This is a genomic window from Rhodococcus sp. G6(2025) (assembly GCF_058628105.1).
On sequence record NZ_CP179750.1, the window covers coordinates 3,060,292 to 3,084,596 of the forward strand.

The window sequence follows — 24,305 nt, forward strand, 5'->3', positions numbered from 1 at the left end:
GTGTCGACGGCGTGACTGAATTCCGGCTGAACGACACCCCGCTCCTGTCCCGCTCCGCCGTCGGGCGGGCCGAGGAATTGCGTTCGGACACGGACGCGCTGCGAGCGGGCTGGCGGGATGCACTGCTGCTGCGCGTCAATCACCGCGGACAGGTGCGGGTGGGGGACGACGGCCTCGTCTTCGCGGAGGCCACCGAACTCGGCCCCGAACCGCAACGCGGGGCGGTCTTCCTCGGCATCCGCAAGGACCGGCACGTGTGGGCGGTGCGGGTGCAGGCGCTGACCGGCGAACTGGCGGATCTCCGGATGCTGGGCGGGACGCTGGACGACGCGGACGCCGGCGTACTCACCGGGGCCCTCGCGATGCTCAACTGGCACGACAGCGCAGGCTTCAGCGCGCTCGACGGCGCGCCGTCCGAGCCGACGACGTCGGGGTGGTCGCGGATCTCGACGAGCACCGGGCACGAAGAATTTCCCCGCACCGATCCGGCGGTCATCTGCCTCGTGCACGACGGCGGAGACCGCGTCCTGCTGGCCCGGCAGCCCACGTGGCCGGCGCGGCGGTTCTCGATCCTGGCCGGATTCGTCGAGGCCGGTGAGTCGCTCGAGACGTGCGTGGTCCGGGAGATCAAGGAAGAAGTGGGTGTCGACGTCCGTGACGTGCGTTACCTGGGCAGCCAGCCGTGGCCGTTTCCCCGTTCGGTGATGATCGGGTTCGCGGCCGTCGGCGATCCCGACGCCCCGCTGACGTTCGCGGACGGCGAGATCGCCGAGGCCCGGTGGTTCACTCGGGACGAGGTGCGCACGGCACTCGAACTCGGCGACTGGGCGTCGGACACCGACGCCCCGCTGCTGCTCCCGGGCTCGATTTCCATCGCTCGCGGAATCATCGAGTCCTGGGCGGGAGCAGCGACGGAGTCCTAGACGCCGAGGAGCTTCTTGACCTGCGCCAACGACGGGTTGGTCGCGGTGCTGCCGTCGGCGAACTTGACGGTGGGGACGACGTGGTTGCCGCCGTTGACGCTGCCGACGAACTCCGCCGACGCCGGGTCGTCCTCGATGTCGATCTCCATGTAGCCGATGCCGGATTCGTCCAGCTGCGTCTTCAGGCGCCGGCAGTAGCCGCACCAGGTGGTGGAGTAGATGGTCAGGGCCGGGGTGTCGGTAGCAGTCACGGCGGATATAACACCACGACTCCGTCGTGTGTTCCCACTGCGGTGTTCGTCCGCTTCGCGCCGTGTCGGTTGCCCCTGTCATGATGGACGCCATGTCAGCAGCCGGCGCAGCAGAGGTGACGAGTACCGGTCTCGATCCCGAACAGTCCGCAGCGGTACTCGCTCCCCGGGGCCCGGTGTGTGTGCTGGCGGGGGCCGGAACAGGGAAGACCCGGACCATCACCCGGCGTATCGCGCACCTCGTGGCCAGTGGGCACGTCGCCGCGGGACAGGTGCTGGCGGTCACGTTCACCGCTCGCGCGGCAGGCGAGATGCGCGGCCGGCTGCGCAGCCTGGGGATCGGCGACGGGGGAGCGCAGGTCCAGGCGCGCACGTTCCACGCCGCCGCACTCCGGCAGCTCAGGTACTTCTGGCCGCAGGTGATCGGCGACACGGAGTGGCGGCTGCTGGACCGCAAGTTCGCGGTCGTGTCGTCCGCCGCCGGACGGGTCGGGTTGTCCACCAGCACGGAGAGCGTCCGCGACCTGGCGAGCGAGATCGAGTGGGCCAAGGCCTCGCTGATCGCGCCGGAGGACTACCCGCGTGCGGTGGCCAAGTTACGCCGGGAGGCGCCGGTCGACGCCGCGAAGGTCGCCGAGGTCTATCACGGCTACGAGCAGCTCAAGGCCCGCGGCCAGGACGGGATGCTCCTCGACTTCGACGATCTCCTGCTCCACACGGCGGCAGCGCTCGAGGAGCATTCGGCTGTCGCCGAGGAGTTCCGCGACCGATACCGGTGCTTCGTCGTGGACGAGTACCAGGACGTCACCCCGCTACAGCAGCGTGTCCTCGACGCCTGGCTCGGGGAGCGGGACGACCTCACCGTCGTCGGTGACGCCAACCAGACCATCTACTCGTTCACCGGCGCCACACCCAATTACCTGCTCGACTTCTCGCGCCGGTTCCCCGAGGCCACCGTCGTGCGCCTCGAGCGCGACTACCGTTCGACCCCCGAGGTCGTGTCGATGGCGAACCGGGTGATCGGAGCGGCGCGCGGCAGGATCGCGGGCACCCGTCTGCAGCTGATCGGCCAACGCGACTCCGGACCGGAGCCGAGTTTCGTCGAGTTCGACGACGAGCCGGCCGAGGCCGCCGGGGTGGCGCGCACGATCAAGCGGCTCATCGCGTCCGGCACTCCGGCCGCGGAGATCGCGGTCCTGTACCGGATCAACGCCCAGTCCGAGGTGCACGAGCAGGCGCTGACGAAACTCGACATCCCGTACCAGGTCCGGGGCGGTGAGGGCTTCTTCACGCGCACCGAGGTCCGTCAGGCCGTGGCGGCACTACGGCAGGCCGCGGGCCGCGACGACCTGCCGGATGCGGTCGGCGCCGACCTGGTCACGCTCGTCCGCGCGGTCCTCGCTCCGCTGGGGCTGACCGACGCGGAACCGGCGGGTGCGCAGGCTCGCGAACGGTGGTCGTCGCTGTCGGCGCTGGTCGCGCTCACCGAGGAGCAGCTGACCCAGGACCCGGAGTTGACCCTGGACGCGCTGTTGCGCGAACTGAGCCTGCGCGCCGAGGCACGGCATCCACCCGTCGTGCAGGGTGTGACACTCGCGTCCCTGCACGCCGCCAAGGGGCTCGAATGGGACGCCGTGTTCCTCGTCGGGCTGACCGACGGAACGCTGCCCATCCAGCACGTGCTCGGCGACTCCAACTCGGCACCGGACGAGGCGGCCGTCGAGGAGGAGCGCCGGTTGCTGTATGTCGGGGTGACCCGCGCCCGGGAGCACCTGCAGATGTCGTGGGCACTGTCCCGGAACGAGGGCGGCCGCAAGTCGCGGCGCCGTTCGCGGTTCCTGCACGGCCTCATCCCCGAGGATTCACCTGCCTCGCGGATCGCGGCGCCCGCCAAGAGCACCAAGAAGCGTCCACGGTGCCGGCTGTGCGGAAAACAGCTGATCGGGACGACCGCGACCATGCTCGGTCGCTGCGAGGGGTGCCCGTCCAATGTCGACGTGGAACTGCTCGAATCGCTGCGGTCGTGGCGGCTCGAGAAGTCGCGGGAGCTGAAGGTTCCGGCGTACGTGGTGTTCAGCGACAACACGTTGACGGCTCTCGCCGAGCAGCGGCCGCAGGACGATCGCGGGCTCGTCGCGATCCCCGGGATCGGTGCGAAGAAGCTCGAGCAGTTCGGTGAGGACGTCCTCGGTGTGATCAAGGGAAGCGGTAGTCCCTGAACGACTCCCGCGCGGTGCGGGAGTAGCGCGCATCACTGCAGGTCAAAAATAGGTTGTGCGGTTCTGGAGAATTGCCTACTGTGGTTTCAGTGCGCGGGGAGACCCGTGTGGTTCACATCGGATCGAGAAGAAATGGAGGTGGCAGTGAAATGACGAAGTTCCAAGCACATGAGACGGCAGTCGCTGCTGCCTCCGCACTGTTCGGCATGAACGCGGCGGAAACGGCACCGGCGATTGTCTGGTCGGCAGCCCGTCGTCGTCCCGCAGCAGCAGTCGAGTCCGTGTATCGGAGTTGTCGAGGAATTCCTCGGTAGATCAACTCCCACCGTCTTTCCAAGGCCACGGACCCGCATCGCGGACCGTGGCCTTTGTAGTTCGAGCACCTTTCCCGCTCGCAGCCTCGGCTCTGGTTCGCACCCACTTCATCGAACCGAAGAGATTGACCGTCGCAATGAGAGCAGAGGAGAAGGACGTGTCTACCGTGACATGCCGAGGGGTATCCGAAACCTCAACCGCCACAAGCGGATTTGTTCAGATAGTGTCCGCACGTGGTGACCTGCCCTGCCGGGTCGATGATCCCGACCTGTGGTTTGCGGATTCTCCCACCGAGCTGGAACAGGCGAAGGCGCTGTGCGCGTCCTGCCCGATCCGCTCCCGCTGCCTCGACGCGGCCCTCGATCGGGGTGAGCCGTGGGGCGTGTGGGGTGGGGAGATCTTCGACCAGGGTGTCGTGATCGCCCGCAAGCGTCCCCGGGGACGTCCGCGCAAGACTCAGACTCTGGTCTGTGCGTAGAAACCGGTACGGGGCGGGAGAATTCGGGCGTTCGCCCGGCCACTCACACGAGTGGTCCGGGCGAACGCCCGTTCTGTGTTTTCGGGGTCAGACGGTGTCTTCGTCCTCGGGGGCAGGCTCGGCGAAGCCGGGGAGCCACCGCGTGAGGATCTCCATGTACGGCGCGTACGCGTCCAGCTGAGCGCAGATTCCCACCGAGCCGACGAGAACCCGGAAGATCATCAGGTACTCCGCCGGCAGATTCAGTGCCCGGGCCGTCCGGAACTGTGCACTGTTGAAGTCGGTCGCGGAACCCGCGGCCTTCTGCAGCCAGGCGCGGGTGAAGTGGAATGATTCGGTGCGGATCGGGTCGGTGACGGGACGCAGGTAGTCCGCGATCTCCTTGTCGGTGACCGTCCGGCCGGGCAGAACGAATCCGTTGGCGTGCAGCAACTCCGTCAGTTCGTCGAACTGCTCGTGGAGCGCCAGCCGGACCATGGACCCGAGCACCGGGGGAAGACCGTGCGGAAACGGTGCCGCGGCACCGAAATCGATGACACCGAGACGGCCGTCGCTGTGCAGCATGAAGTTACCCGGATGCGGGTCGCAGTGGAGCAGGCCGACGCGGGTGGGGGAGGCGAAGTGGAACTCCGCGAGCAGTGCACCCGCGGTGTTGCGTTCCTCGGGGGTGCCGTCGGCGATGATGGCCGACAGCGGCTTCGCCGACATCCACTCGGTGACCACGACCTTGGGGGCACTGGCGACCACGTGCGGAATCGCGAACTGCGGATCCCCGTCGTACACCTTGGCGAAGCGGCGCTGATTGTTCGCCTCGATCCGGTAGTCGAGTTCTTCCTCGGTGCGGGCCGTGAACTCGTCGATGACCGGGCGCACGTCGACGCCGGGCATGACCGAGGCGAACAGTCCCGCGAACCGGCCGAGCGTCTTCAGGTCGGCGCGCAGCGCCTCGTCGGCGCCGGGGTACTGAACCTTGACGGCCACGTCGCGACCGTCGGCCCACACCGCGCGGTGTACCTGGCCGATGCTGGCCGATGCGGTCGGGGTGTCGTCGAACGACTGGAACCGGTCACGCCACTTGGTGCCCAGCTGTTGGTCGAGCATTCTGTGGACGGCCCGCGCGGGCAGGGGAGGCGCCTGCGCCTGCAGCTTGTTCAGCGATTCACGGTAGGGTTCCGCGAACTCTTCGGGGATCGCCGCCTCCATGACGCTGAGCGCCTGCCCCAGTTTCATGGCACCGCCCTTGAGTTCGCCGAGGACCGCGAACAATTGCTCGGCGGCCTTCGCGCTCAGCTGGGCGTCGATCTCGTCCTTGTCACCGCCGGTCAGCTTCCGGCCGAAGCCCATCGCGGCACGCCCCGCGATCCCCAACGGGATGCTCGCGAGCTTGGCGGTGCGGGCGGAACTCCTGCGGGGGATGTCGGACACCCCACCATCATGCATCATGACCGAAGCCGGTTCGATTCGCCCACGGCGGGTGCCAGATACGTGCAGCTGCAGCTCGCCTGCCGTGGCCAGCGCCGGGTCACCAGCCGGTGCGCGCCGAGATCGATCTCGAGCGTCGCGTCGAGGCTGCTGGGCGGCGCGCCTCGTGGAGCAGCCAAGACGGCCTCGAGCTGGCCGAGGGCGACTGCTGCCGTGGCCATGATCACGGCGGGGCTCGCGTGCCCGACCGTCCCGAGGAGCTGAGCGGACAGGTGCGGCCAGTCCTCGTCGTACGCGGCGCGGAGGAGGTCGGCGCACCGCAGGCAACTGGTGTGGCCCGGGAGCACCAGTGGGCCGACCACACCGCGGCCGTCACGCAGCCGGACCTGCAGGTGCGGTATCCCGTTCTGGACCAGATCCGCGACGAGCCGCGGTTCCGCCACCAGATCGTCCGCGAGTACGACGAACAGGGCGTTCCATCGCCGGACGTCGCTGTCGGCGGAATAGCGGAAGGAGCGGGAGACCCGGATGCCGCCGTCCGTGAGCCCGGCCGACACCGCATCCGACAGCGGGCCGCGCCCGTGCACGCGAATCGGGATCGTGTCCGCGGCGGGGGACGTGCCTGCGACATCGATCAGACCGGCCCGGTCGAGGTCGCCGAGCAGTTTCGACACGTCCGTGGGCGCCAGGCCGTATCCGACGGCGGTCCACAGGATGTGCGGCCGCGAGTTCTTGCCGTCGAGCAGTCGGACGACGGCCAGGAGTTGCTCGGTCCGGACCCCGGGCGGCGGGGCGAGTACGAGCGCGCGCTCGGGATCCCAGCCGAACTGCACCCGCCCGTCGGGGCGGACGAGTACGGCGATCCGGGGATCGAGGGTGACACCGACGTGGGGTGTGGGCTGGATGGTCACCCGCTGAGGATCGCAGGCCACGACCGGGCGTCAGCGCCGAAAACGCGGGTTGTCCACAGGCCGAAACATGCCTCGACCTGTGGACTTCCCGCTATCGCAAGATTGGTGGGATCAGGAGGTCAGGACTCGGACTCGTCGTCCTTGCCGGACTTGCCGCGTTCGGCTTCCTCGGCCCGCTCGCGCGCCTCGGTTGCCTCCAGCTGCGCCATCGGATTGTCGAAGTCGCCGCCGTCGCCGCCGCCGAGCACACGTTCGACGAACGCATCCGGGCTGTCGAGATCGGACGAGTCGGGCAACAGGTCGGGGTGGGCCCACACACCGTCACGGGCATCGACGGTCGACTCGGACGTCAGGCGAGTCCACAACTGCGCGGCCTCCCGGACCTTGCGGGGACGCAGTTCGAGTCCGACGAGCGTCGCGAACGTCTGCTCGGCGGGTCCGCCGGTCGCACGCCTGCGGCGCAGCGTCTCGCTGAGGGCCGCGACGCCGGGGAGTCGGTCGTTCAGCGCCGACGCGACGACGACCTCGACCCAGCCCTCGATGAGGGCGAGCAGCGTCTCGAGTCGCTCGAGGGCCTGCTTCTGCTCGGGTGTGGTCTGCGGTTCGAACGCGCCCTGCTGCAGGATGTTCTCGAGCTGCGACGGATCGGTCAGCGCGGACGGGTCGAGTCCCTTCGCCATGTCCTCGATGGCCGAGAAGTCCATCGTGATGCCGCGGGCGTATTCCTCGACGGTGGCGAGAAGACGCTGACGCAGCCACGGGACGTGGCTGTACAGGCGCTGGTAGGCGGCCTCCCGCGCGGCGAGGAAGACGAGGATCTCGCGGTCGGGCTGTTCGAGCCCCTTGCTGAACCGCTCCACCGCGGCGGGAAGCAGTGCGCCCGTGCCCGCCGGGCCGAGGGGGAGGCCGATGTCGGTGGAGGTGAGCACCTCCTTCGACAACTGGCCCAGAGCCTGGCCGAGCTGGGAGCCGAATGCGAGGCCACCCATCTGGCTCATCATGCCGATCATTGGGCCGGCCATCTGCTGCGCTTCCTCGGGCAGCCCCTGCACCCACATGCCGGATACCTTCTCCGCGACGGGGTCGCACAGCCGCTTCCAGGTGTCGAGGGTGTTGTCGAGCCAGTCGTTGGGCGTCCACGCGACGGTCTTCGTTGCGCCGGCGGGCAGCGTCGTCGCGGCATCGAGCCACAGTTCCGCGAGCCGTGAGGCATCGGCGATCGCCTCGGAGTTGCCCTGGGTGATGGGAGCGACGGACCCCATCTGCTGGCGCGCGAGTTTCTTCGCGATCTCGTAGTTGACCGGGCCGGCCTGCTCACCGGAGCCCATCGACGTGCCCATCCCGCTCAGCATCTGGCCGAACTGGGTCAGCATCTGGCCGAGGGAGGCCGGGTCGAAGCCCCCGGCGGGAAAACCACCCGCCCCGAAACCGAAGTCGTCGGAACCGCCCGCGTTCTTGTCGCGGTCGGGCCCGTTCTGATCCCCCGTGTTCTTGTCACGATCGGGATCGTCGTCGGGTTTGGAGAAGCCGAAGGGCGGATTGCTCATGACTCAACGGTACAAGGCGCGTGGTTCCGTGGCTGTCCACCTCGTCACGCTGACGGCGAACACGCGGGACGGCCGACAGCCGTGTCCGAGGGTTCGCGCTCTACGCTGGTCCAGGTGAATCGACGGATCGTGACGCTTCTGGCTGCGCTGGCCCCGATCGTGGTACTCGGAATTCTCGGCACGGTGATCACGGTGCCGTACGTGGCCCTCGGGCCTGGACCCACGTTCAACACACTCGGCGAAGTGGGTGGTGAGGAAGTCGTCGCCATCGAGGGGACGGAGGTCGACGACACCACCGGCCACCTCAACATGACGACGGTCGCCGTGCGCGACGGGCTCAACGTGTTCGAAGCGTTCGGATTGTGGGCCAGTGGGCGTCAGGGCATCGTCCCCCGCGAAGAGGTGTACCCGCCGGACAAGTCGAAGGACGAGGTCAAACAGGAGAACGACGCCGACTTCCAGCAGTCGGAGGACAGCGCCGAACTCGCGGCACTCCACTTCCTGGGCAAGCCGGTGGACCTGCGGATCGCCAAGGTCGGTGAGGACGGCCCCTCCCAGGGACTGCTGCGCGAGGGCGACGTGCTGGTGAGTGTCGACGGAAAGCCGGTGTCCACTGTCGGTGGTGTGCAGGAGGCGGTGGCCGATGTGCCCCCGAAGACGGAGGTGCCGATCGTGATCCGGCGCGACGGCGCCGAGACGACGGTGCGGGTAGTGCTCGGCGCACGCCCGGACGACGAGTCCAAGGGCTACCTGGGGATCACTCCCGAGGAGATCCCGGACGTCCCGTTCACGATCGACTTCAACCTCGCCGACGTGGGCGGCCCCTCGGCGGGGCTCATGTTCACCCTCGCCGTGATCGACAAACTCAGCCCGGGCGAACTCAACGGCGGCAAGTTCGTCGCCGGCACCGGCACGATCGACTCCGACGGCGACGTCGGTCCCATCGGCGGCATCAAGTACAAGCTGATCGCCGCGGAGGAGGCGGGCGCCGAGACGTTCCTCGTGCCGGCGAAGAACTGCGACGAGGCACGCCAGGGTGCGCCCGACGGGCTCCGGCTGGTGAAGGTCGAGAACCTCGGCGGAGCCGTCGACGCGCTCGAGGCGATCGATGCCGGAGCCGACGCGCCGCACTGCTGAGCGGTCAGTCCTCCTCGGTCGCGTCGAGGGTGGCGTACAACGCGCTGATGAGATTCGGTGCCAGATCCTCGTAGGTGAGCAGTTCGATGCCGGCGTACGGGTCGGCGTCCTCGTCGGGGCGCAACTGCATCAGACACAACGACGGTCCGTCGCGCAGCACGGCGGCGATCAACCGGGCGGACCGGCGGTCGGGATGCGACTCGGCCGCGGCCCGCGCCGCGTCGTCGGCGGCGTCTCGATCGGACAGCAGGGGGACGAGCGCGTCGTCGAGGTCGGACTCCGCCTCGGGCGGTAGAACGACGATCTCCTGAACGAGGGCGCACCCCACCACGGACTCCGGCCAGCTGGTGGTGGCGAGGAACTCGTCGAGTGCGCGCGACCCGCCGTCGATGTCGTCGGGGAACGGATCCTGTTCCACCGGGGTCAATTCCGCGCCGTCGGCGAGTTGGTCGAGCAGGCTCGGTTCGGCGGCCGCGAGCAGTTCGGTCGGGACGAGTGCGAACATCTGGGGCGGCTGATCCCACCCTCCGGCATCGACGAATTCGACCACCTCGCGCACACAGCGGGCGAGGGCGTCCGTCTCTCTGTTCACATTCTCTTCACTCACGAGACCCATCTTCGCACCCCCGGAACAGGACCGACGGCCGCATCTCTCGGTTGTTACGTAGAGTGGGACGAAACGGTCACGCCCGTGCGGTTCGGGTGTGGACGAACGAACGGTGCAGTTGATCGCGGCGCGACAGCGTCGCCGTATTCTTGGAGTGTGGCACGTGGGCATGCGGCCCCCCGCAGGTTTACCGTCGTTGTCCAAACGCAGCCGAGTGCTGCTGGTGCTGGCGCTTGTCGTCGCGGCCCTGTTGCTGGTGGGCCCTCGGCTCATCAGTACCTACACGGACTGGTTGTGGTTCGGTGAGGTCGGATTCCGTGGTGTCTTCACCACGGTCCTGATCACCCGCCTGCTCCTCTTCCTCGTAGTCGGTGTCGTGGTCGGCGGAATCGTCTGGCTGGCACTGCTGCTCGCCTACCGTTCGCGGCCGGTGTTCGTCCCGGTGTCGGGTCCCAACGATCCCGTGGCGCGGTACCGCACCACGGTGATGACTCGGCTGCGCCTGTTCGGCCTGGCCATTCCGATCGCGGTGGGACTGCTCGCCGGGCTGATCGCCCAGTCCAGCTGGGTGACGGTGCAGCTGTTCGTCAACGGCGGCGCGTTCGGCGTCGCCGATCCCGAGTTCGGCCTCGACGTCGGCTTCTACACCTTCGATCTGCCGTTCTACCGTTTCGTCCTCAACTGGCTGTTCGTCGCGGTTCTGCTGGCGTTCTTCGCGAGCCTGGTGACGCACTACATCTTCGGCGGGCTGAAGCTGGCGGGCCGGGGCGGGGCACTGACCAATGCGGCGCGAGTCCAGTTGGCGGTGCTCGCGGGAACGTTCATTCTCCTCAAGGCCGTCGCGTACTGGTTCGACCGTTACTCGCTGCTGTCGAGCAGCCGCAAGGAACCCACGTTCACCGGTGGTAGCTACACGGACATGAATGCGGTGCTGCAGGCGAAGCTGATCCTGCTGGCCATCGCGGTCATCTGCGCGGGTGCGTTCTTCGCGGCGATCTTCCTGCGCGATCTGCGGATTCCCGCGATGGCGACAGCGCTTCTCGTGCTCTCCTCGATCCTGGTCGGCGCGGTGTGGCCGCTCGTGGTCGAGCAGTTCTCGGTGCGTCCCAACGCCGCCGACAAGGAGAGCGCGTACATCGAGCGGAACATCGCCGCCACGCGGCAGGCGTACGGCATCACCGACGACAAGGTCGAGTACCAGGACTATCAGGGGTACGGCACGAAGCCGCCGCGGGACGTGCCCGCCGACGTCATGACCATCGAGAACACGCGACTGCTCGATCCGAACATCCTGTCGCGGACGTTCACCCAGCAGCAGCAGTTGAAGAACTTCTACGGTTTCCCGCCGACGCTCGACATCGACCGGTACGACATCGACGGGCAGTTGCGTGACTACATCGTCGCGGCCCGCGAGTTGTCGTCCAAGAGCCTGACGGGTAACCAGACGGACTGGATCAACAAGCACACCGTCTATACGCACGGCAACGGACTGGTCGCAGCTCCCGCGAATCGGGTGAACGCCGCTGCCGGCGAGTCCGCGGAGGAAGCCGCCAACAGCAACAGCGGTTACCCCGTCTACATGGTCAGCGATATCGCCTCGCAGGAGGCGGGTAATCAGGTCATTCCGGTCGAGCAGCCGCGCATCTACTACGGCGAGGTCATCGCCGACACGGACGCCGACTACGCGATCGTCGGCGGATCCGAGGGTTCGGACCCGCGCGAGTACGACACCGACACCTCGCGCTACACGTACACCGGTTCCGGTGGTGTGCCGATCGGCAACTGGTTCAACCGGCTGGCGTTCGCGGCCAAGTACACCGAGCGCAACATCCTGTTCTCCGGTGCCATCGGGTCGGATTCCAAGATCATCTACAACCGGGACCCGCGGGACCGGGTCACGCACGTCGCCCCGTGGCTGACCGCGGACGGCGACTCGTACCCGGCCGTCGTCGACGGCAAGGTCGTCTGGATCGTGGACGCCTACACCACGTTGCAGGACTACCCGTACGCCCAGCGCAGTTCGCTCGACGGACTCGTCGAGGACAGCATCGACCAGAACACCGGCCGCCTGCTGCCCCGTAAGGAGGTGTCCTACATCCGCAACTCGGTGAAGGCCACCGTCGACGCGTACGACGGCACCGTGAAGCTCTACCAGGTGGATCAGAACGATCCGGTGCTCGATGCGTGGATGGGTGTGTTCCCGGATGCGGTCCAGCCGGCGGATTCGATTCCGGATGAACTGCGTGCGCACTTCCGCTATCCCGAGGACCTGTTCAAGGTGCAGCGCGAGATGCTCGCCAAGTACCACGTGGACGATCCGAAGGAGTTCTTCACCAACAACGCGTTCTGGTCGGTGCCGAGCGATCCCACGATCGACACGAGCGCGAACCAGCCGCCGTACTACGTGCTGGTCGGTGATCCCGAGACCGGGAAACCGTCGTTCAATCTGACCAGTGCGATGGTGGGTTACAGTCGCGAGTTCTTGTCTGCATATCTGTCGGTGAAATCGGATCCGGAGAATTACGGCAAGTTCACGGTGCTCCAGTTGCCGACGGACACGCAGACCCAGGGTCCGCAGCAGACTCAGAACTCGATGATCTCGGATCCACGGGTGGCGTCGGAGAGAACCCTGCTCGAGAGATCGAACAAGATTCAGTACGGCAACCTGCTGACCTTGCCGATCGCGGACGGCGGCATCCTCTACGTCGAACCGATGTATACGGAGCGAAGTTCGACAGGCCCGAACACGTCGACGTTCCCGCAGCTGTCGCGAGTGCTGGTGAGCTACCGCGAGCCGCCGCCGAGTAACAGTGTGCGCGTCGGGTACGCCCCGACGTTGGCGCAGGCGCTCGACCAGGTGTTCGGTGCCGGCACAGGCTCGGTGGCGACGGCACCCAGTGCGGAAGAGGGGACGCCTCCGGAGTCCGGCACCACGCCGCCGGTCGATCAGGGTGCGGCACCGGCGCCGACCGCCCCGGCGACACCGCCGTCCGGCACGGATGTCTCGGCGGCCGTGGCGGAGTTGGACGCGTCGCTCGACGCCTTGACGTCGGCGCAGCGCAGCGGTGACTTCGCGGCCTACGGCGCAGCCCTTGCTCGCGTCCAGAAGGCGGTCGCCGCGTACGAGGCGATCCCGAAGTAGAGGCGCTTCAACCGCAGAGAACGAGGCCCTGTCATCCGAACCGGATGACAGGGCCTCGTCGTATCTGATCGGAAGATCAGCGCAGTGCGTCGACCAACTGCGGGTTGGAGTCCACCAGCTGCTGGAACTGCTGTCCGTAGCCGTTCTGCTCGGCGACCTGACGCGCGGCGTCGAGCGTCTGCTGTGCGGCGGGCTCGACCGGGGCGGGTGCCTGGACCTGAGCCGGAGCCGCGGGGGCGGGAGCCGGGGTGGGCTCCGGAGCGGGCGCGGGAGCCTCGGCGACGTCGCCGCCACCGGTGGACAGGTATTGACCGCACACCGGCCATGCACCCTGGCCCTGGGTCGCGAGAACGTTCTCGGCGACGCGGACCTGCTCGGCCTTGCTGGCGTTCGATGCCGAGCCGGTGCCGCCGTTGGCCTCCCAGGTGCTCTGCGAGAACTGCAGACCGCCGTAGTAGCCGTTTCCGGTGTTGATTCCCCAGTTGCCGCCACTCTCGCACTGGGCGACGCCGTCCCAGTTGTGGGAAGCGGCGGAGGCGGTGCCGGTGCTCAGTCCGAGCGGGACGGCGACGACGGCTCCGGTGACGGCGATCCAGCCGAGGGCACGCTTGCTGATGCTGTGATTGGTCATGCGGGGTCAATCCTCTCCGCGCTTGCTGGCGTGGCCGGCCTGCGGGTGACAACGTCTGCGTCGTCACGCCGGGCTGCGATTCTGTGCCGCGTCCCTGCCCCTCGAAGGTTTCGGGGATTCCGAACCCGCGGGGCAGAGCTAGCAGCGGCGGGCCGGCTTTCGCCCGGTTGTTTCGGGCCGAGAGCGACCGTACGGGAGCTTCGGCCGCAGTTCACCTGGCGAAAATGGTGGACAGCTGTCCGGCGGCGCAGGCGAGTTTCCCCTGTCTGCGCAGGTCAACCTGCCTCGATATCGTTTCGGAGTCTATTCGTTACCCCGCTGTTATGTGTCGGGGATCACCACGATTTTGTGCAGCGGCTCACGTCGAAATGGCAGGAACATGGGTCCTGGTGGTGTATGTCGAGGCCGTGCGATGCAGGAGTGCCCCGCGCGCAGTCGTGCTGCGCGCGGGGCACTCTCGCAAGTGTGTGGTGCGGATCAGAGGTACTGTCCGCAGACCGGCCAGGCGCCGGGGCCCTGGGTCGCCAGGACGTTCTCGGCGACGCGGATCTGCTCCTCGCGCGAGGCGTTGGCCGGCGAGCCGCTGCCACCGTTCGCTGCCCAGGTGCTGTCGGTGAACTGCAGACCGCCTGAGAAGCCGTTTCCGGTGTCGGCGCCCCAGTTGCCGCTGCTCTCACACGCTGCGACGGCGTCCCAGTCTCCGGAAGCGGCCGATGCGGTGCCGGTGCTCAGGCCGAGCGGCACTCCGATGACTGCTCCGGTGAGTGCGATTGCGCCCATGGTCCGCTTGACGATGCTGGAATTGGTCATGTGGTTGTTTCCTCTCCGCGCCTGCTGACGAGGTTGTGGTGTGCGGTAACGGCTGGTGTGCCGACCCGGTGGTCGATCTGTCCTCGTCCCTGCCCCTCGAGGTGTCGGGATTCCGAATCCCGCGGGGGCAGGTCGAGCTGCGGCGGGTCGGCGTTGCCCGGTAGTTTCGGGCTGGCAACGAACGTACGCGGTGATCACGGAATGGTCACGGGTCGATTTTCTGTGACGGGCGTCCAAATACTGGGATGAACGGACGGTGTTTTCCCAGGTCGTCCCCGAAGTTTCAGGTTTCGGCAGCGTTACAGATTTCGACTAAAATGTGACGAGCGTCATAACATTCAGGTAACGGATGTGACTCGAGTGGTGCCGAAAGGTTGCTACTCGGACTCTTTCCGGGCGATTTGCAATCCGTTCGTTCGCTCGTGTAACTTCGTTCATGCAACGCGGGGTGGAGCAGCTCGGTAGCTCGCTGGGCTCATAACCCAGAGGTCGCAGGTTCAAATCCTGTCCCCGCTACCACTGAAGAGCCGGTGTCCTGGAGTCCAGGGCACCGGTTCTTTTTGTCTCCGCTCGCCCCCGTCGAGGGCGGACCACCTCGCCGGTGCGACTGCCCGTCCACCAGCACCCGGAGGCTCATGCTGAGGGACTCGGACACGGGCTGCGAGTGCGACGATCTGGACAAACCCGACCTCACGGCACGCGGTGTCGAGTTCCGCTGCCACACCCGCGGATTCGGCGCTGTTGTGGGCGCGCGCTCTCTCGGCGAGATAGGGACTGATGTCGACGGTCGGGCAGTGACGGCGAGCCGCGGGCATCGAGGGAGGTGCTTCCAGTCCAGGAGTGACTGCATGAGAACACTATTCGGCAGAGCAGCCGCGAGTGCAGGGGACGGTCGACGAACTGACACCGATCGTCGGGGGTGCCGCGATCCCGGATTCGCTGACCGCGGAACAGATCTACACGAACCGGTTCCCCGATCCGCGATCGGGATCAGCTCTCCGTGACGTCCATCTCGATCAGGACGCGACGCAGCAACTTGCCAGTCGCGTTGCGGGGGAGTTCCTCGATGAAGACGATCTCGCGGGGCACCTTGTACCGCGCCAGGTTCGACTTGACGTGGGCCTTCAACTCGTCGGCGTCCTTCGCGGACCCCGGACCGGGTACCACGAAAGCCCTGAGGCGATGGCCGAATTCGGAGTCCTCGACACCGATCACAGCAGCCTCGAGCACGTCCTCGCGGTCGGCGAGCAGGTTCTCGACCTCGAGGGGGTAGACGTTCTCGCCGCCGGAGACGATCATGTCGTCGTCCCGGCCGTCCACGAAGAGGAGGCCGTTGCGGTCGAAGTGGCCGACGTCGCCGGTGGACAGCAGACCGTTGATGCGCTCCTTGTCACGACCGTCGGTGTAGCCGGAGAAGCTGAGACCGCTGGCGACGAAGATCCGTCCGACGGTCTCGGGTTCGGTGATCCGTTGACCCGACTCGTCATAGAGTTCCACGTGGCAGGTGACGGGTGCCCGTCCCGCGGTGCCCGGCGCCAGCGCAAGGTCGGCCGGAGTCGCGACGGTGGCGACGGCGACCTCGGTCGAGCCGTACAGGTTGTGGAGCACCTCGCCGAAGGCGGCGGTGGTGCGCTTGCATAGGTCGGGGGAGAGTGCGGACCCGGCCGCGAAGATGATCTTCAGGCTCGACGTGTCGTACTTCGCCAGCGTCTCGGGCCCGAGATCGATGATGCGCTGCAGCATGGTGGGAACGACGACCAGTGTGTCGCAGCGGTGCTTCTCGACCAGGCGGATCGTGTTCTCCGGATCGAACTTGCGATGCATCACCACGGTCTGGCCGAGCGCCAGCGCGAGCGCGAACTGGGAGACTCCCGTTCCGTGGAAGGCGGGGGCCGCCATCATCATCGTCTGCCCGCGTCGCAGCGGAACCCGGTCGAGGAACTGGGCCGACGCAAGCGGCGACGTGTGTCCGCGGGGAGCGCCCTTCGGTGTGCCCGTGGTGCCGCTGGTGAGGAGGACGAATCCGCCCTGCGTGGACGGCGCGGGCAGCGAACTGCGGTCTCTGCCCTCCATCACGTCGTCGAGTGTGCGGACCTGGGACGTCGAATCGTCCTCCGCCCAGGAGCGATAGGCGATGACCTCGTCGGGGAGGGCCTCGGCGACCGCGTGGAACTCGTCGTCGTACACGAACGCCTGAACCTGCTCGCGGGCGGCGACGTCGACGAGCTGCGGCCGGGCGAACCCGGTGTTCATCAGCACCAGCTTGGTGCCGTTCTTGGCGGCGGCGAGCATCGTCAGGACCAGGCCCCGATGATTGCGGCACATGCATCCCATGACCGAACCGGGAGTGATGCCGTCGGCCTGCCACGCCCGCACCAGGGCGTTGGACTGCTCCTCGATGTCGGTGTAGGTGAGCGGGCCGCGCTCGTCGATCAGGGCCACCGCATCCAGCCCGGCCTCGGCATTCGCGTGGACGGGCCCGGCGAACGGTCCGTACTTCCGCACGGCCAGGATCGATCGGACGCCCTGATCGACGCGGGGAAAGGGAACGAGGCCTGCGCGGTTCATCACCCGCACAGCTCCCACGGTGTCCGTGATCTTGGTGAGGAAGTGCTGAGCTGGCATCAAGAACCCCTCCGGCTGCAGTGACGGATTTCCCGTTCAGCGTAGATGAAGAGGCCGGTCCGGCCACGCGGTCCGGCGAAGCCGGACGTCCCGCACGAAGAAGCCCCCGCCGCAGGGGAGCGCGGCGGGGGCTACACCCCTCGATGAAAGTCCCCCTCGAGCTGCTACTTCAGCTCGGCGGACGACTTTCCGAGCAGACGGCGAGCGACGATCAGCTGCTGGACCTGCTGCGTTCCCTCGAAGATGTCGAGGATCTTGGAATCGCGCGCCCACTTCTCGAGCAGCGGGCGCTCCGAGTAGCCCAAGGTCCCGGCGAGTTCGACGGCCTTGAGGGAAATGGCGGTTCCGGTGCGACCGGCCTTCGCCTTCGACATGGATGCTTCGAGTGAGTTCGGCTTCTTGTTGTCCGCCATCCACGTTGCGCGCAGAGCGAGCAGGTAGGCGGCCTCCCAGTCGGCCTCGAGCTGCAGGAACTCGGCGGCCGCCGCGTGCTGGTTGTACGCGGGGGTGTCGTAGGAGATCTCCACGCCGGCGTCGGAGAGGATGCTGCGCAGTTCCTCGAGCGCGGCGCGGCCGAGGCCGACCGCCATGCCGGCGACGATCGGACGGGTGTTGTCGAACGTCTGCATGACGCCGGCGAAGCCCTTCTCGACGTTGACCTCCGGCGTGCCGAGCAGGTTGTCCCTGGGGATCCGGCAGTCCTGCAGCAGCAGGACCGCGGTGTCGGACGCCTTGATGCCCAGCTTGTGCTCGAGGCGGGCGACGCTCAGGCCGGGGGCGTCGCGGGGGACGACGAACGACTTGATCGCGGCGCGGCCCTTCGTCTTGTCGACGGTGGCCCACACGACGATGTGCGTGGAGCGCTCGCCGGCCGTGACGAAGATCTTCTCGCCGTTGAGCACGTACTCGTCGCCGTCGAGCACCGCGGTGGTGGTGACGGCGGCGGAGTCGGAACCGAAGCCGGGTTCGGTGATGGCCATCGAGGCCCACACCTTGCCGAAACGCTCGAGCTGTTCGTCGGTGGCGACGGCGGCGATGGCCGAGTTGCCGAGGCCCTGGTACGGGATAGCCAGTGTGAGACCGACATCGCCCCAGCAGGTTTCGATGACATTCATCAGCGACGACATGTTGCCGCCGTTGACGTTCCCGATGACCTTCGGCTCGTCTCCCCGTCCGAGGGCGGCGCCTGCCGCACCCTTACCGGAGTCGTTGAGTCCCTCGACCATGGCGGCCATGGTGTCGAGTTCCTTGGGGTAGGCGTGCTCCGCGAGATCGTACTTGCGGGAGATCGGCCGGAAGATTTCCGCGGCGACCTGGTGCGCCTGATTCGCGGAGGCTTTGAGCTTCTTGGGAAGTTCGAGGTTGATCATGACAGTTTCCTTAGTTCGAATCCGGCCGCTCAGATCAGGACGATGCCCTCGGCGACGCCGATGGCGCGCAGATCGCGGTACCAGCGCTCCACGGGATGTTCCTTGGTGTAACCGTGGCCACCGAGCAGCTGGACGCCGTCGAGGCCGATCTGCATGCCCTTCTCGGAGGCCAGCTTTCGGGCGAGGGCCGATTCGCGGGCGAAGGAGAGCCCCTGCTCGGCGCGCGAGGCGCCGCGCAACGTCACCAGACGCAGGCCGTCGAGTTCGATGCCGATGTTCGCGACCATGAACGCGACCGCCTGACGGTTGCTGATCGGTTCGCCGAACGCGACCCGCTCGTTGACGTAGGGGATCACGTAGTCGAGAACGGCCTGTCCGGTTCCGACGGCGAGCGACGCCCAGCCCAGGCGGGCGAGCCGGATGGCGTCGGCGTACTCGGCCTTTCGCACGTCGGCGTCGGCGTCGCCGAGCAGACCCGACTCGGGCACGGCGACGTCGGTGAGGTTGAGCCGGCCGAGGCCCGCGGCGCGCAGCCCCATGCTCGGGTCCGCCTCGACGACGAGTCCCTTCGTGTCGGCCTCGACGATGAAGAAGGAGGGCTTGCCGTCGAGTTCGGCTGCCACGATGAACAGCTCCGACGAAGCGGCGGCGGGAACGAGGCTCTTGACGCCGTTGAGCTTGTAGCCGCTGGGGGAGCGAACCGCCTTGGTCTGCAACGCGAACGGATCGAACAGTGCGCGTGGCTCGTTGACGACCACGGCGGCGTTCGGAACCTGCTCGCCGGTGAACGAGGGCAGGTAGGTCTTCTGCTGGGAGTCGGTGCCCCACTGGGTGAGGGCGACGGCAACGCCGCTCGGCGCGAGGATCGGCAGGGCGAGTCCCATGTCGCCGTGGGCGAGAGCCTCGGCGACGAGGGAGTTGGTGACTGCCCCGCGCTCGCTGGCGGCCCCGTCGAGTTCCTCGGGAACGTTGATGAGGGTGATGCCGAGTTCGGCGGCGCGCTTGACGAGATCCGCCGGGGCCGCGGCGGCGGCGTCGGCGTCGTGGCCCGCGGGTCGCAGGATCTCGGCCGCGAACTCACGCACGGTCTCGACGATCATCTGCTGCTCGTCGCTCGGGGTGAGGTCGAAATAGCCGGCCTTGGCGGTCGGGTTGTCGGGGAGGCGCTTCGGCGCACCGCCTCCGGACACCTTCTGGAACCCGCGGGTCGCGGCGCCGAGCGTCTTGAAGCCGGTCTTCGTGCCTTCGTAGGTCACCCGGTCGATCGTCTGGCGCAGGTTGTACTTCTCGGCCAGATCGGAACCGGTGATCTTGGTCAGCACTCGCATCGCGGCACCCATGGCGTCGCGCTTGACCGGATTCAGGCCGACGGCGGACGTGTCGCGGGGCTTCCGCTTCGCGCTGTCGTTGGGGGCAACAGTGTCTTGCTTGCTCATGATCACCAGCTGTTTCTCGGTGTTCGGGCGTGGACACGATCTATCTTACTTAGCAGTAAGGTGGGTGTCTACTATCGAGTAAGTTCGGGTGCCTGCGACCGTCCGCGGAAGCGTCCGGATCCTGCTCGGGGAGGAGGTGGCGGCGAAACCCTTCACCTACGGTGAAGCGGTGATCGAGATCCCCGCGATTCGTCGGCTCCGTCCCCTCATACGTCTCGCGCCCCTGCTGCTCGTGCCGTTGCTGCTGCTGGCGAGCACGTTCCCCGGCGAGTACCGCGTACCCCCGAGTTACTGGCTGCTCGCGATGACGGCCGCCGTCGTGTTCGCCGCCGGGGGGCGGTGGCCGCTGCCGGTCTCGATCGTCATGTCCGTGCTCGCGGTTCCGATGTTCGCGGCGCACGCCTGGGGGCTCTCCGAACTGGTTCCCTACCTCGGCGCCGTCGCATTGGTCGACGTCGCGATGCGCGCCCGGCGAACGCCGGCGATCCTCGCCGCCACGCTGTGCTGGACGGCGGCGGTGGTGGCGGGTCTCTGGGCGGACTCCTACCGCACGTTCTGGCAGGTGGCCAGCGTCGTGTCCCTCGTGGCGTACGTCGGACTGCCGTTGCTGCTCGGTCTCTATCTGCGCGCGCAGCGCGATCTCGCCGCGACGTACCGCCTGCGCGCCGCCGAAGCCGAATCACGCCGGCTGGAGGACCGGTCCCGCGCCGTGGTCGCCGAGCGCAATGCCCTGGCACGGGAACTGCACGATCTCGTTGCACACCACATGGCGTCGATCGTGCTCCGAATCGGGGTGGCGCAGCACGTGCTGACGGACGTGGACGGCCGCACGAGTTCGGTGCTCGAGGACGTGCACCGCACCGCATCCGATGCCCTCGCCGACATCCGGCGGCTGCTCGTCGCTTTGCGCGATCCCGCGATGGGCGACGTGGCGCTCGTGGAACCCGAAGCGTTGTCGATCGAGATCGCCGCTGCGGTCGACCGCACGAGGGCTGCGGGCTTCCCGGTGTCGGCGCGGATCGACCCGGGCATAGCCCGGCTCGACGCGATCGGCCGGCTGACTCTCCTGCGGGTGGTGCAGGAATCGCTGACGAATGCGATGAGGCACTCCGCTCCCGGTGGCGCCGTGTCCGTGACACTCGAACCGAACGCCGGCGGAACTGCCCTGCGGGTGACCAGCACCGGGCACCGCACCACCCCCGCGGATCGCTCGGAGGGTCACGGCATCATCGGTATGGGTGAACGGGTGGAACTCGCGGGCGGCACCCTCGGAGTGACGGATACCGTGAACGGGTGGGTGGTCGACGCCTGGCTACCCGGTCGTGTCGGCGACGACACCGGCACGAATGAGGTTGTGGGCCAGTGATACGGGTACTGATAGTCGACGACCAGCGGCTCGTCCGCGCGGGACTGCGGATGTTGTGTGACGCGACGGACGACATCGACGTGGTCGGTGAGGCGTCGAACGGGCTGGAGGCGGTGCGACTCGTGGCGGAGCGCTCACCCGATGTGATCCTGATGGACCTGCGCATGCCGGGACTCGACGGGATCGCGGCGACCCGGCAGATCGCGAGCTCACATCCCGCAGTGAAGGTTCTGGTCCTCACCACGTTCGACGACGACGACCACTTCTATCCGGCACTGGCCGCGGGGGCAGCCGGATTCCTCGTCAAGGACACCGATCCCGGCGAACTCCTGAACGCGATTCGCCGGACGGCAGCGGGCGACACGATCTTCACACCCGCGCTGCTCCGCCGCCTCGTCGACCGGGCGCTGGACATCGCACCTCCGGACGGGCAGTCCTCGACGTCGATCGCACTGACCGGGCGGGAACGGGAAGTGCTGACCCTGGTCGGAGAAGGGCTGGGCAATCAGGAGATCGCGGCCCGCCTCTACATCGGTGTCACGACGGTGAAGACGCACGTGGCGAACCTGATGGAGAAGACGGGCTGCGACAACCGGGTTCGGCTGGCCGTGTTCGCCCACACCCGGTACTAGCCACCGTGGTGGTCGTTCGACGGCATCGCCATCGTCATCGGATCCGGCCGCTGACCGGGCTCCAGGACGAGGAACTGTCCCATCATTCCGCGGTCCTCGTGGAGCAGAAGGTGACAGTGGAACATGTACGGATACGTCGCGTCGGTGTAGTCGATGAAACGCATCGCCAGCCGGATCTCGGTTCCGGGAGGCGTGTAGACGGTGTCCTTCCAGCCGGCCAGCGCCGGTGGTGGCGGGGAGCCGTCGATGTCGACGATCTGGAATTGCACGTCGTGAACATGGAAGTTGTGTGGCCAGTTGTCGACGTTGCGCACCGTCCACACCTCCGTGGTGCCGACGGCGGGGGAGAAGTCGATGCGGTTCATGTCCATTCGTGCTCCGTTGATCATGAACCACCGCAGTTCGAAACTCCGTTCCGCGGCAGCGGTGGCCGGGTCGAGTCGCGGGACGGCCACCAGCCTGGGCGGAATCGGCCGGGAGGGGAGCGGGCGGCGGTCCGGCCGCAGTTCGAGGATGTCGAACGTGTCCTCGAGGCCGTACCCGGCGGCGTCGCCGCGGTCGACGCCGCCCCGGCCGTCTATCGGATGCGAACGCAGCATCACGGTGCGCCCGTCACCCGCTGCGACGACGAGTTCGATCCGTTCGCCCGGACTGACCTGGATCCGGCGAAGGGGCACCGGTTCGCCGAGGAGACCCCCGTCCGTCGCGACCAGGCGGAACTCGCGGTCGTCGGAGAAGCCGAGGTTGTAGAGGCGGCCCGACGAGCCGTTGAGGACACGCAATCGAATCAGCCCGGTAGCGACGGGAAGGTGCGCACCGGCGATTCCGTTGGTGACGATCGTGTCGCCGAGCAGGCCGACGTCCGTCGGGTCCGATTCGTCCAGCGCACCGTCCGCGGTGAACCGCCTGTCCTGAATGATCAGCGGAATATCGTCCAGACCATACGTTTTCGGTAGATCGAGGGCGTCGGTCGCGTCGTCGTCGATGAGGAAGAGTCCGGCGAGGCCGCGGTAGACGTGCTTCTCGGTGGAGCCGTGCGGGTGGGGGTGGTACCAGAGAGTGGCGGCCGGCTGGTTCACCGTCCACGACGGCTCCCACCGTGCGCCGGGTTCGATCGACTGGTGCGGTCCGCCGTCACACCTGGCCGGGACGTGCATGCCGTGCCAGTGCACCGACGTCGACTCGGGTAGTTCGTTGTCGATCGCGAAGGCGACCGCTTCACCCCGTCGGGCGCGGAGGGTCGGGCCGAGCATCGATTCGCCGTAACCCCAGGTGGGGGTCCCGCGACCGGGCAGGATCTCGGACGTGCCCGCTCGTGCGGTGAGCGTGAAGTGCCGGACGCCCGCATCGTCCACCGTGGACGCGGCCAACGGCGGAATCGGGAGTCGCCGGGCGAATCTCCCGTCGACGGGGGCAGCGGAGTCCGATCCTCCGGAGGCGCAGGCAGCAGACAGGACGAACGGCGCGGACGCCAGTCCCATCAGAAAGGTACGTCGGGCGAGGGCAGTCACGATTCTCCTGGGTCCTGTCGCCGCAAGGATCGCGGCGGGAATTTGGCTCAGGAGAAATTCTTCGTGACGGACACCGGCGCGCCGTCCTCCTCGGGGCCGAGGATGGCGGAGCCGGACTCCTCCGTCGGAGTCTTGTCAGGAACTGCTTGCTGTGCTATCGCCGGCGTCAGTTCGAGCGCAGGCGGGACAGCGCCTCGTCGTGGAGCAGCGTGTTGGTGGCCAGTGCGCTGCCTCCGTGCGGGCCGTCGGCGCCGGCCAGGTTGGTGAAGCGGCCGCCGGCCTCGCGCACCAGAACGTCGAGGGGTGCGAGGTCCCACAGCGACACCTCGGGTTCCGCGGCAATGTCGACGGCGCCCTCGGCGAGCAGGCAGTAGGAGAAGAAGTCACCGAACCCGCGGACCCGCCACACGTCGTCGGTGAGGGAGAGGAACTGTTCGCGGATACCCAGTTCCTTCCATCCCGACAGGCTCGAGAACGTCAGGCTGGCCGATCCCAGTCGGTCGACGGCGGAGACGGCGAGACGGGCGGGCTCGGACCCGTCGAACGTCGACCAGGCGCCCGCGCCCGACGCGGCCCACCACCGGCGCGCGAGTGCCGGGGCGCTGACCACGCCGACGGTGGGAACGCCGTCCTCGAGCAACGCGATCAGCGTGGCCCAGATCGGGACGCCGCGGACGAAGTTCTTGGTCCCGTCGATCGGGTCGACCACCCACTGGCGTCCCGCGAACTGCGCGTCGCCGCCGAACTCCTCACCCAGCACCGCATCGGCGGGTCGCTCGGCGTCCAGCGTCGCGCGCACTGCCCGTTCCACGGCCAGGTCGGCGTCGGTGACCGGCGTGAGGTCGGGTTTGTCGTCGACCGACAGGTCGAGCGCCCCGAATCGGGCCCTGGTGATCGCGTCCGCCTCGTCGGCGATTCGGAGGGCGAGTTGCAGGTCGGCGTGGAGGTCGGTCACGGTCGCCCAGATTACTC

The 24,305-nt window shown here is 67.7% G+C and carries 18 protein-coding genes, 1 tRNA gene and 1 pseudogene; 8 read left to right on the forward strand and 12 right to left on the reverse strand.

What is annotated here, in order from left to right; genetic code table 11:
* Window positions 1-11: 11 nt before the first annotated feature.
* Entirely contained in the window at window positions 12-923 is a 912-nt protein-coding gene (nudC, locus tag ACLIVD_RS13895; protein WP_283335239.1) for an NAD(+) diphosphatase, read from the forward strand.
* On the opposite strand, the gene ACLIVD_RS13900 is transcribed toward nudC, so the two are convergent.
* Entirely contained in the window at window positions 920-1,174 is a 255-nt protein-coding gene (locus tag ACLIVD_RS13900) for a mycoredoxin (protein WP_105413134.1), read from the reverse strand. The two genes, nudC and ACLIVD_RS13900, sit on opposite strands and share 4 nt — an antisense overlap.
* Window positions 1,175-1,254: 80 nt before the next feature.
* On the opposite strand from ACLIVD_RS13900, the gene ACLIVD_RS13905 reads away from it, so the two are divergent.
* Both ACLIVD_RS13905 and ACLIVD_RS13910 read left to right on the forward strand, forming a co-directional pair.
* The gene (locus ACLIVD_RS13905) at window positions 1,255-3,393 is read left to right on the forward strand and encodes an ATP-dependent DNA helicase UvrD2 (RefSeq protein WP_105413133.1); all 2,139 of its coding nucleotides are present in this window, start codon (window positions 1,255-1,257) and stop codon (window positions 3,391-3,393) included.
* 451 nt (window positions 3,394-3,844) lie between these two features.
* Window positions 3,845-4,186, forward strand: a complete 342-nt coding sequence (locus tag ACLIVD_RS13910; RefSeq protein ID WP_016883149.1) for a WhiB family transcriptional regulator — start codon at window positions 3,845-3,847, stop codon at window positions 4,184-4,186.
* 87 nt (window positions 4,187-4,273) lie between these two features.
* Here the strand turns inward: ACLIVD_RS13910 and ACLIVD_RS13915 are convergent, their stop codons facing one another.
* The 3 genes from ACLIVD_RS13915 to ACLIVD_RS13925 all read right to left on the reverse strand — a co-directional run bounded on the left by ACLIVD_RS13915 (window position 4,274) and on the right by ACLIVD_RS13925 (window position 8,066).
* On the reverse strand, window positions 4,274-5,629 hold the full coding sequence (locus ACLIVD_RS13915; RefSeq protein WP_280781664.1) for an ABC1 kinase family protein: 1,356 nt from the start codon (window positions 5,627-5,629) through the stop codon (window positions 4,274-4,276).
* Window positions 5,626-6,519, reverse strand: a complete 894-nt coding sequence (locus tag ACLIVD_RS13920; RefSeq protein WP_491932596.1) for a hypothetical protein — start codon at window positions 6,517-6,519, stop codon at window positions 5,626-5,628. Before ACLIVD_RS13920 ends, ACLIVD_RS13915 begins: the two co-directional genes overlap by 4 nt.
* A gap of 119 nt (window positions 6,520-6,638) precedes the next feature.
* Window positions 6,639-8,066, reverse strand: a complete 1,428-nt coding sequence (locus tag ACLIVD_RS13925) for a zinc-dependent metalloprotease (protein WP_491932597.1) — start codon at window positions 8,064-8,066, stop codon at window positions 6,639-6,641.
* 114 nt (window positions 8,067-8,180) lie between these two features.
* Between ACLIVD_RS13925 and ACLIVD_RS13930 the strand changes: the two genes are divergently transcribed.
* Window positions 8,181-9,203: a YlbL family protein gene (locus ACLIVD_RS13930; RefSeq protein WP_280781667.1), complete on the forward strand. Its 1,023-nt coding sequence runs from the start codon at window positions 8,181-8,183 to the stop codon at window positions 9,201-9,203.
* 4 nt (window positions 9,204-9,207) lie between these two features.
* On the opposite strand, the gene ACLIVD_RS13935 is transcribed toward ACLIVD_RS13930, so the two are convergent.
* On the reverse strand, window positions 9,208-9,819 hold the full coding sequence (locus tag ACLIVD_RS13935; RefSeq protein WP_005240184.1) for a PPA1309 family protein: 612 nt from the start codon (window positions 9,817-9,819) through the stop codon (window positions 9,208-9,210).
* A 154-nt stretch (window positions 9,820-9,973) separates the two neighbouring features.
* Between ACLIVD_RS13935 and ACLIVD_RS13940 the strand changes: the two genes are divergently transcribed.
* Window positions 9,974-12,952, forward strand: coding sequence for a UPF0182 family protein (locus ACLIVD_RS13940; RefSeq protein WP_283335240.1), 2,979 nt, complete (start codon window positions 9,974-9,976; stop codon window positions 12,950-12,952).
* 76 nt (window positions 12,953-13,028) lie between these two features.
* On the opposite strand, the gene ACLIVD_RS13945 is transcribed toward ACLIVD_RS13940, so the two are convergent.
* Together ACLIVD_RS13945 and ACLIVD_RS13950 are read right to left on the reverse strand one after the other, a co-directional pair.
* Complete coding sequence (locus tag ACLIVD_RS13945; RefSeq protein WP_280781668.1) at window positions 13,029-13,583, reverse strand: transglycosylase family protein; 555 nt, start codon at window positions 13,581-13,583, stop codon at window positions 13,029-13,031.
* Between the two features lie 480 nt (window positions 13,584-14,063).
* Window positions 14,064-14,393: pseudogene (locus tag ACLIVD_RS13950) on the reverse strand (transglycosylase family protein); the annotation flags it as partial.
* Window positions 14,394-14,835: 442 nt separating this feature from the next.
* Here ACLIVD_RS13950 and ACLIVD_RS13955 point away from each other — a divergent pair.
* Window positions 14,836-14,912: transfer RNA gene (locus tag ACLIVD_RS13955), tRNA-Met, on the forward strand.
* 471 nt (window positions 14,913-15,383) lie between these two features.
* On the opposite strand, the gene ACLIVD_RS13960 is transcribed toward ACLIVD_RS13955, so the two are convergent.
* The 3 genes from ACLIVD_RS13960 to ACLIVD_RS13970 form a co-directional block, all read right to left on the reverse strand.
* A complete protein-coding gene (locus ACLIVD_RS13960; protein WP_283335241.1) occupies window positions 15,384-17,018 on the reverse strand; it encodes an acyl-CoA synthetase in 1,635 nt (544 codons plus the stop codon).
* A 164-nt stretch (window positions 17,019-17,182) separates the two neighbouring features.
* Window positions 17,183-18,388, reverse strand: a complete 1,206-nt coding sequence (locus ACLIVD_RS13965; RefSeq protein ID WP_283335242.1) for an acyl-CoA dehydrogenase family protein — start codon at window positions 18,386-18,388, stop codon at window positions 17,183-17,185.
* A gap of 29 nt (window positions 18,389-18,417) precedes the next feature.
* Window positions 18,418-19,830 (reverse strand): acyl-CoA dehydrogenase family protein, encoded by a 1,413-nt coding sequence (locus tag ACLIVD_RS13970; protein ID WP_037245266.1) that lies wholly within the window; start codon window positions 19,828-19,830, stop codon window positions 18,418-18,420.
* Between the two features lie 130 nt (window positions 19,831-19,960).
* Here ACLIVD_RS13970 and ACLIVD_RS13975 point away from each other — a divergent pair, with 130 nt between their 5' ends.
* Both ACLIVD_RS13975 and ACLIVD_RS13980 read left to right on the forward strand, forming a co-directional pair.
* Complete coding sequence (locus tag ACLIVD_RS13975; protein WP_280781774.1) at window positions 19,961-21,190, forward strand: sensor histidine kinase; 1,230 nt, start codon at window positions 19,961-19,963, stop codon at window positions 21,188-21,190.
* Window positions 21,187-21,822 carry a response regulator transcription factor gene (locus ACLIVD_RS13980; protein ID WP_283335243.1) on the forward strand — a complete coding sequence of 212 codons (636 nt, stop codon included), beginning with the start codon at window positions 21,187-21,189 and terminating at the stop codon, window positions 21,820-21,822. Before ACLIVD_RS13975 ends, ACLIVD_RS13980 begins: the two co-directional genes overlap by 4 nt.
* On the opposite strand, the gene ACLIVD_RS13985 is transcribed toward ACLIVD_RS13980, so the two are convergent.
* Window positions 21,819-23,333 (reverse strand): multicopper oxidase family protein, encoded by a 1,515-nt coding sequence (locus ACLIVD_RS13985; protein WP_283335244.1) that lies wholly within the window; start codon window positions 23,331-23,333, stop codon window positions 21,819-21,821. The genes ACLIVD_RS13980 and ACLIVD_RS13985 overlap by 4 nt on opposite strands.
* A 166-nt stretch (window positions 23,334-23,499) precedes the next feature.
* Window positions 23,500-24,288, reverse strand: coding sequence for a histidinol-phosphatase (gene hisN, locus ACLIVD_RS13990; protein WP_283335245.1), 789 nt, complete (start codon window positions 24,286-24,288; stop codon window positions 23,500-23,502).
* Between the last annotated feature and the right edge of the window lie 17 nt (window positions 24,289-24,305).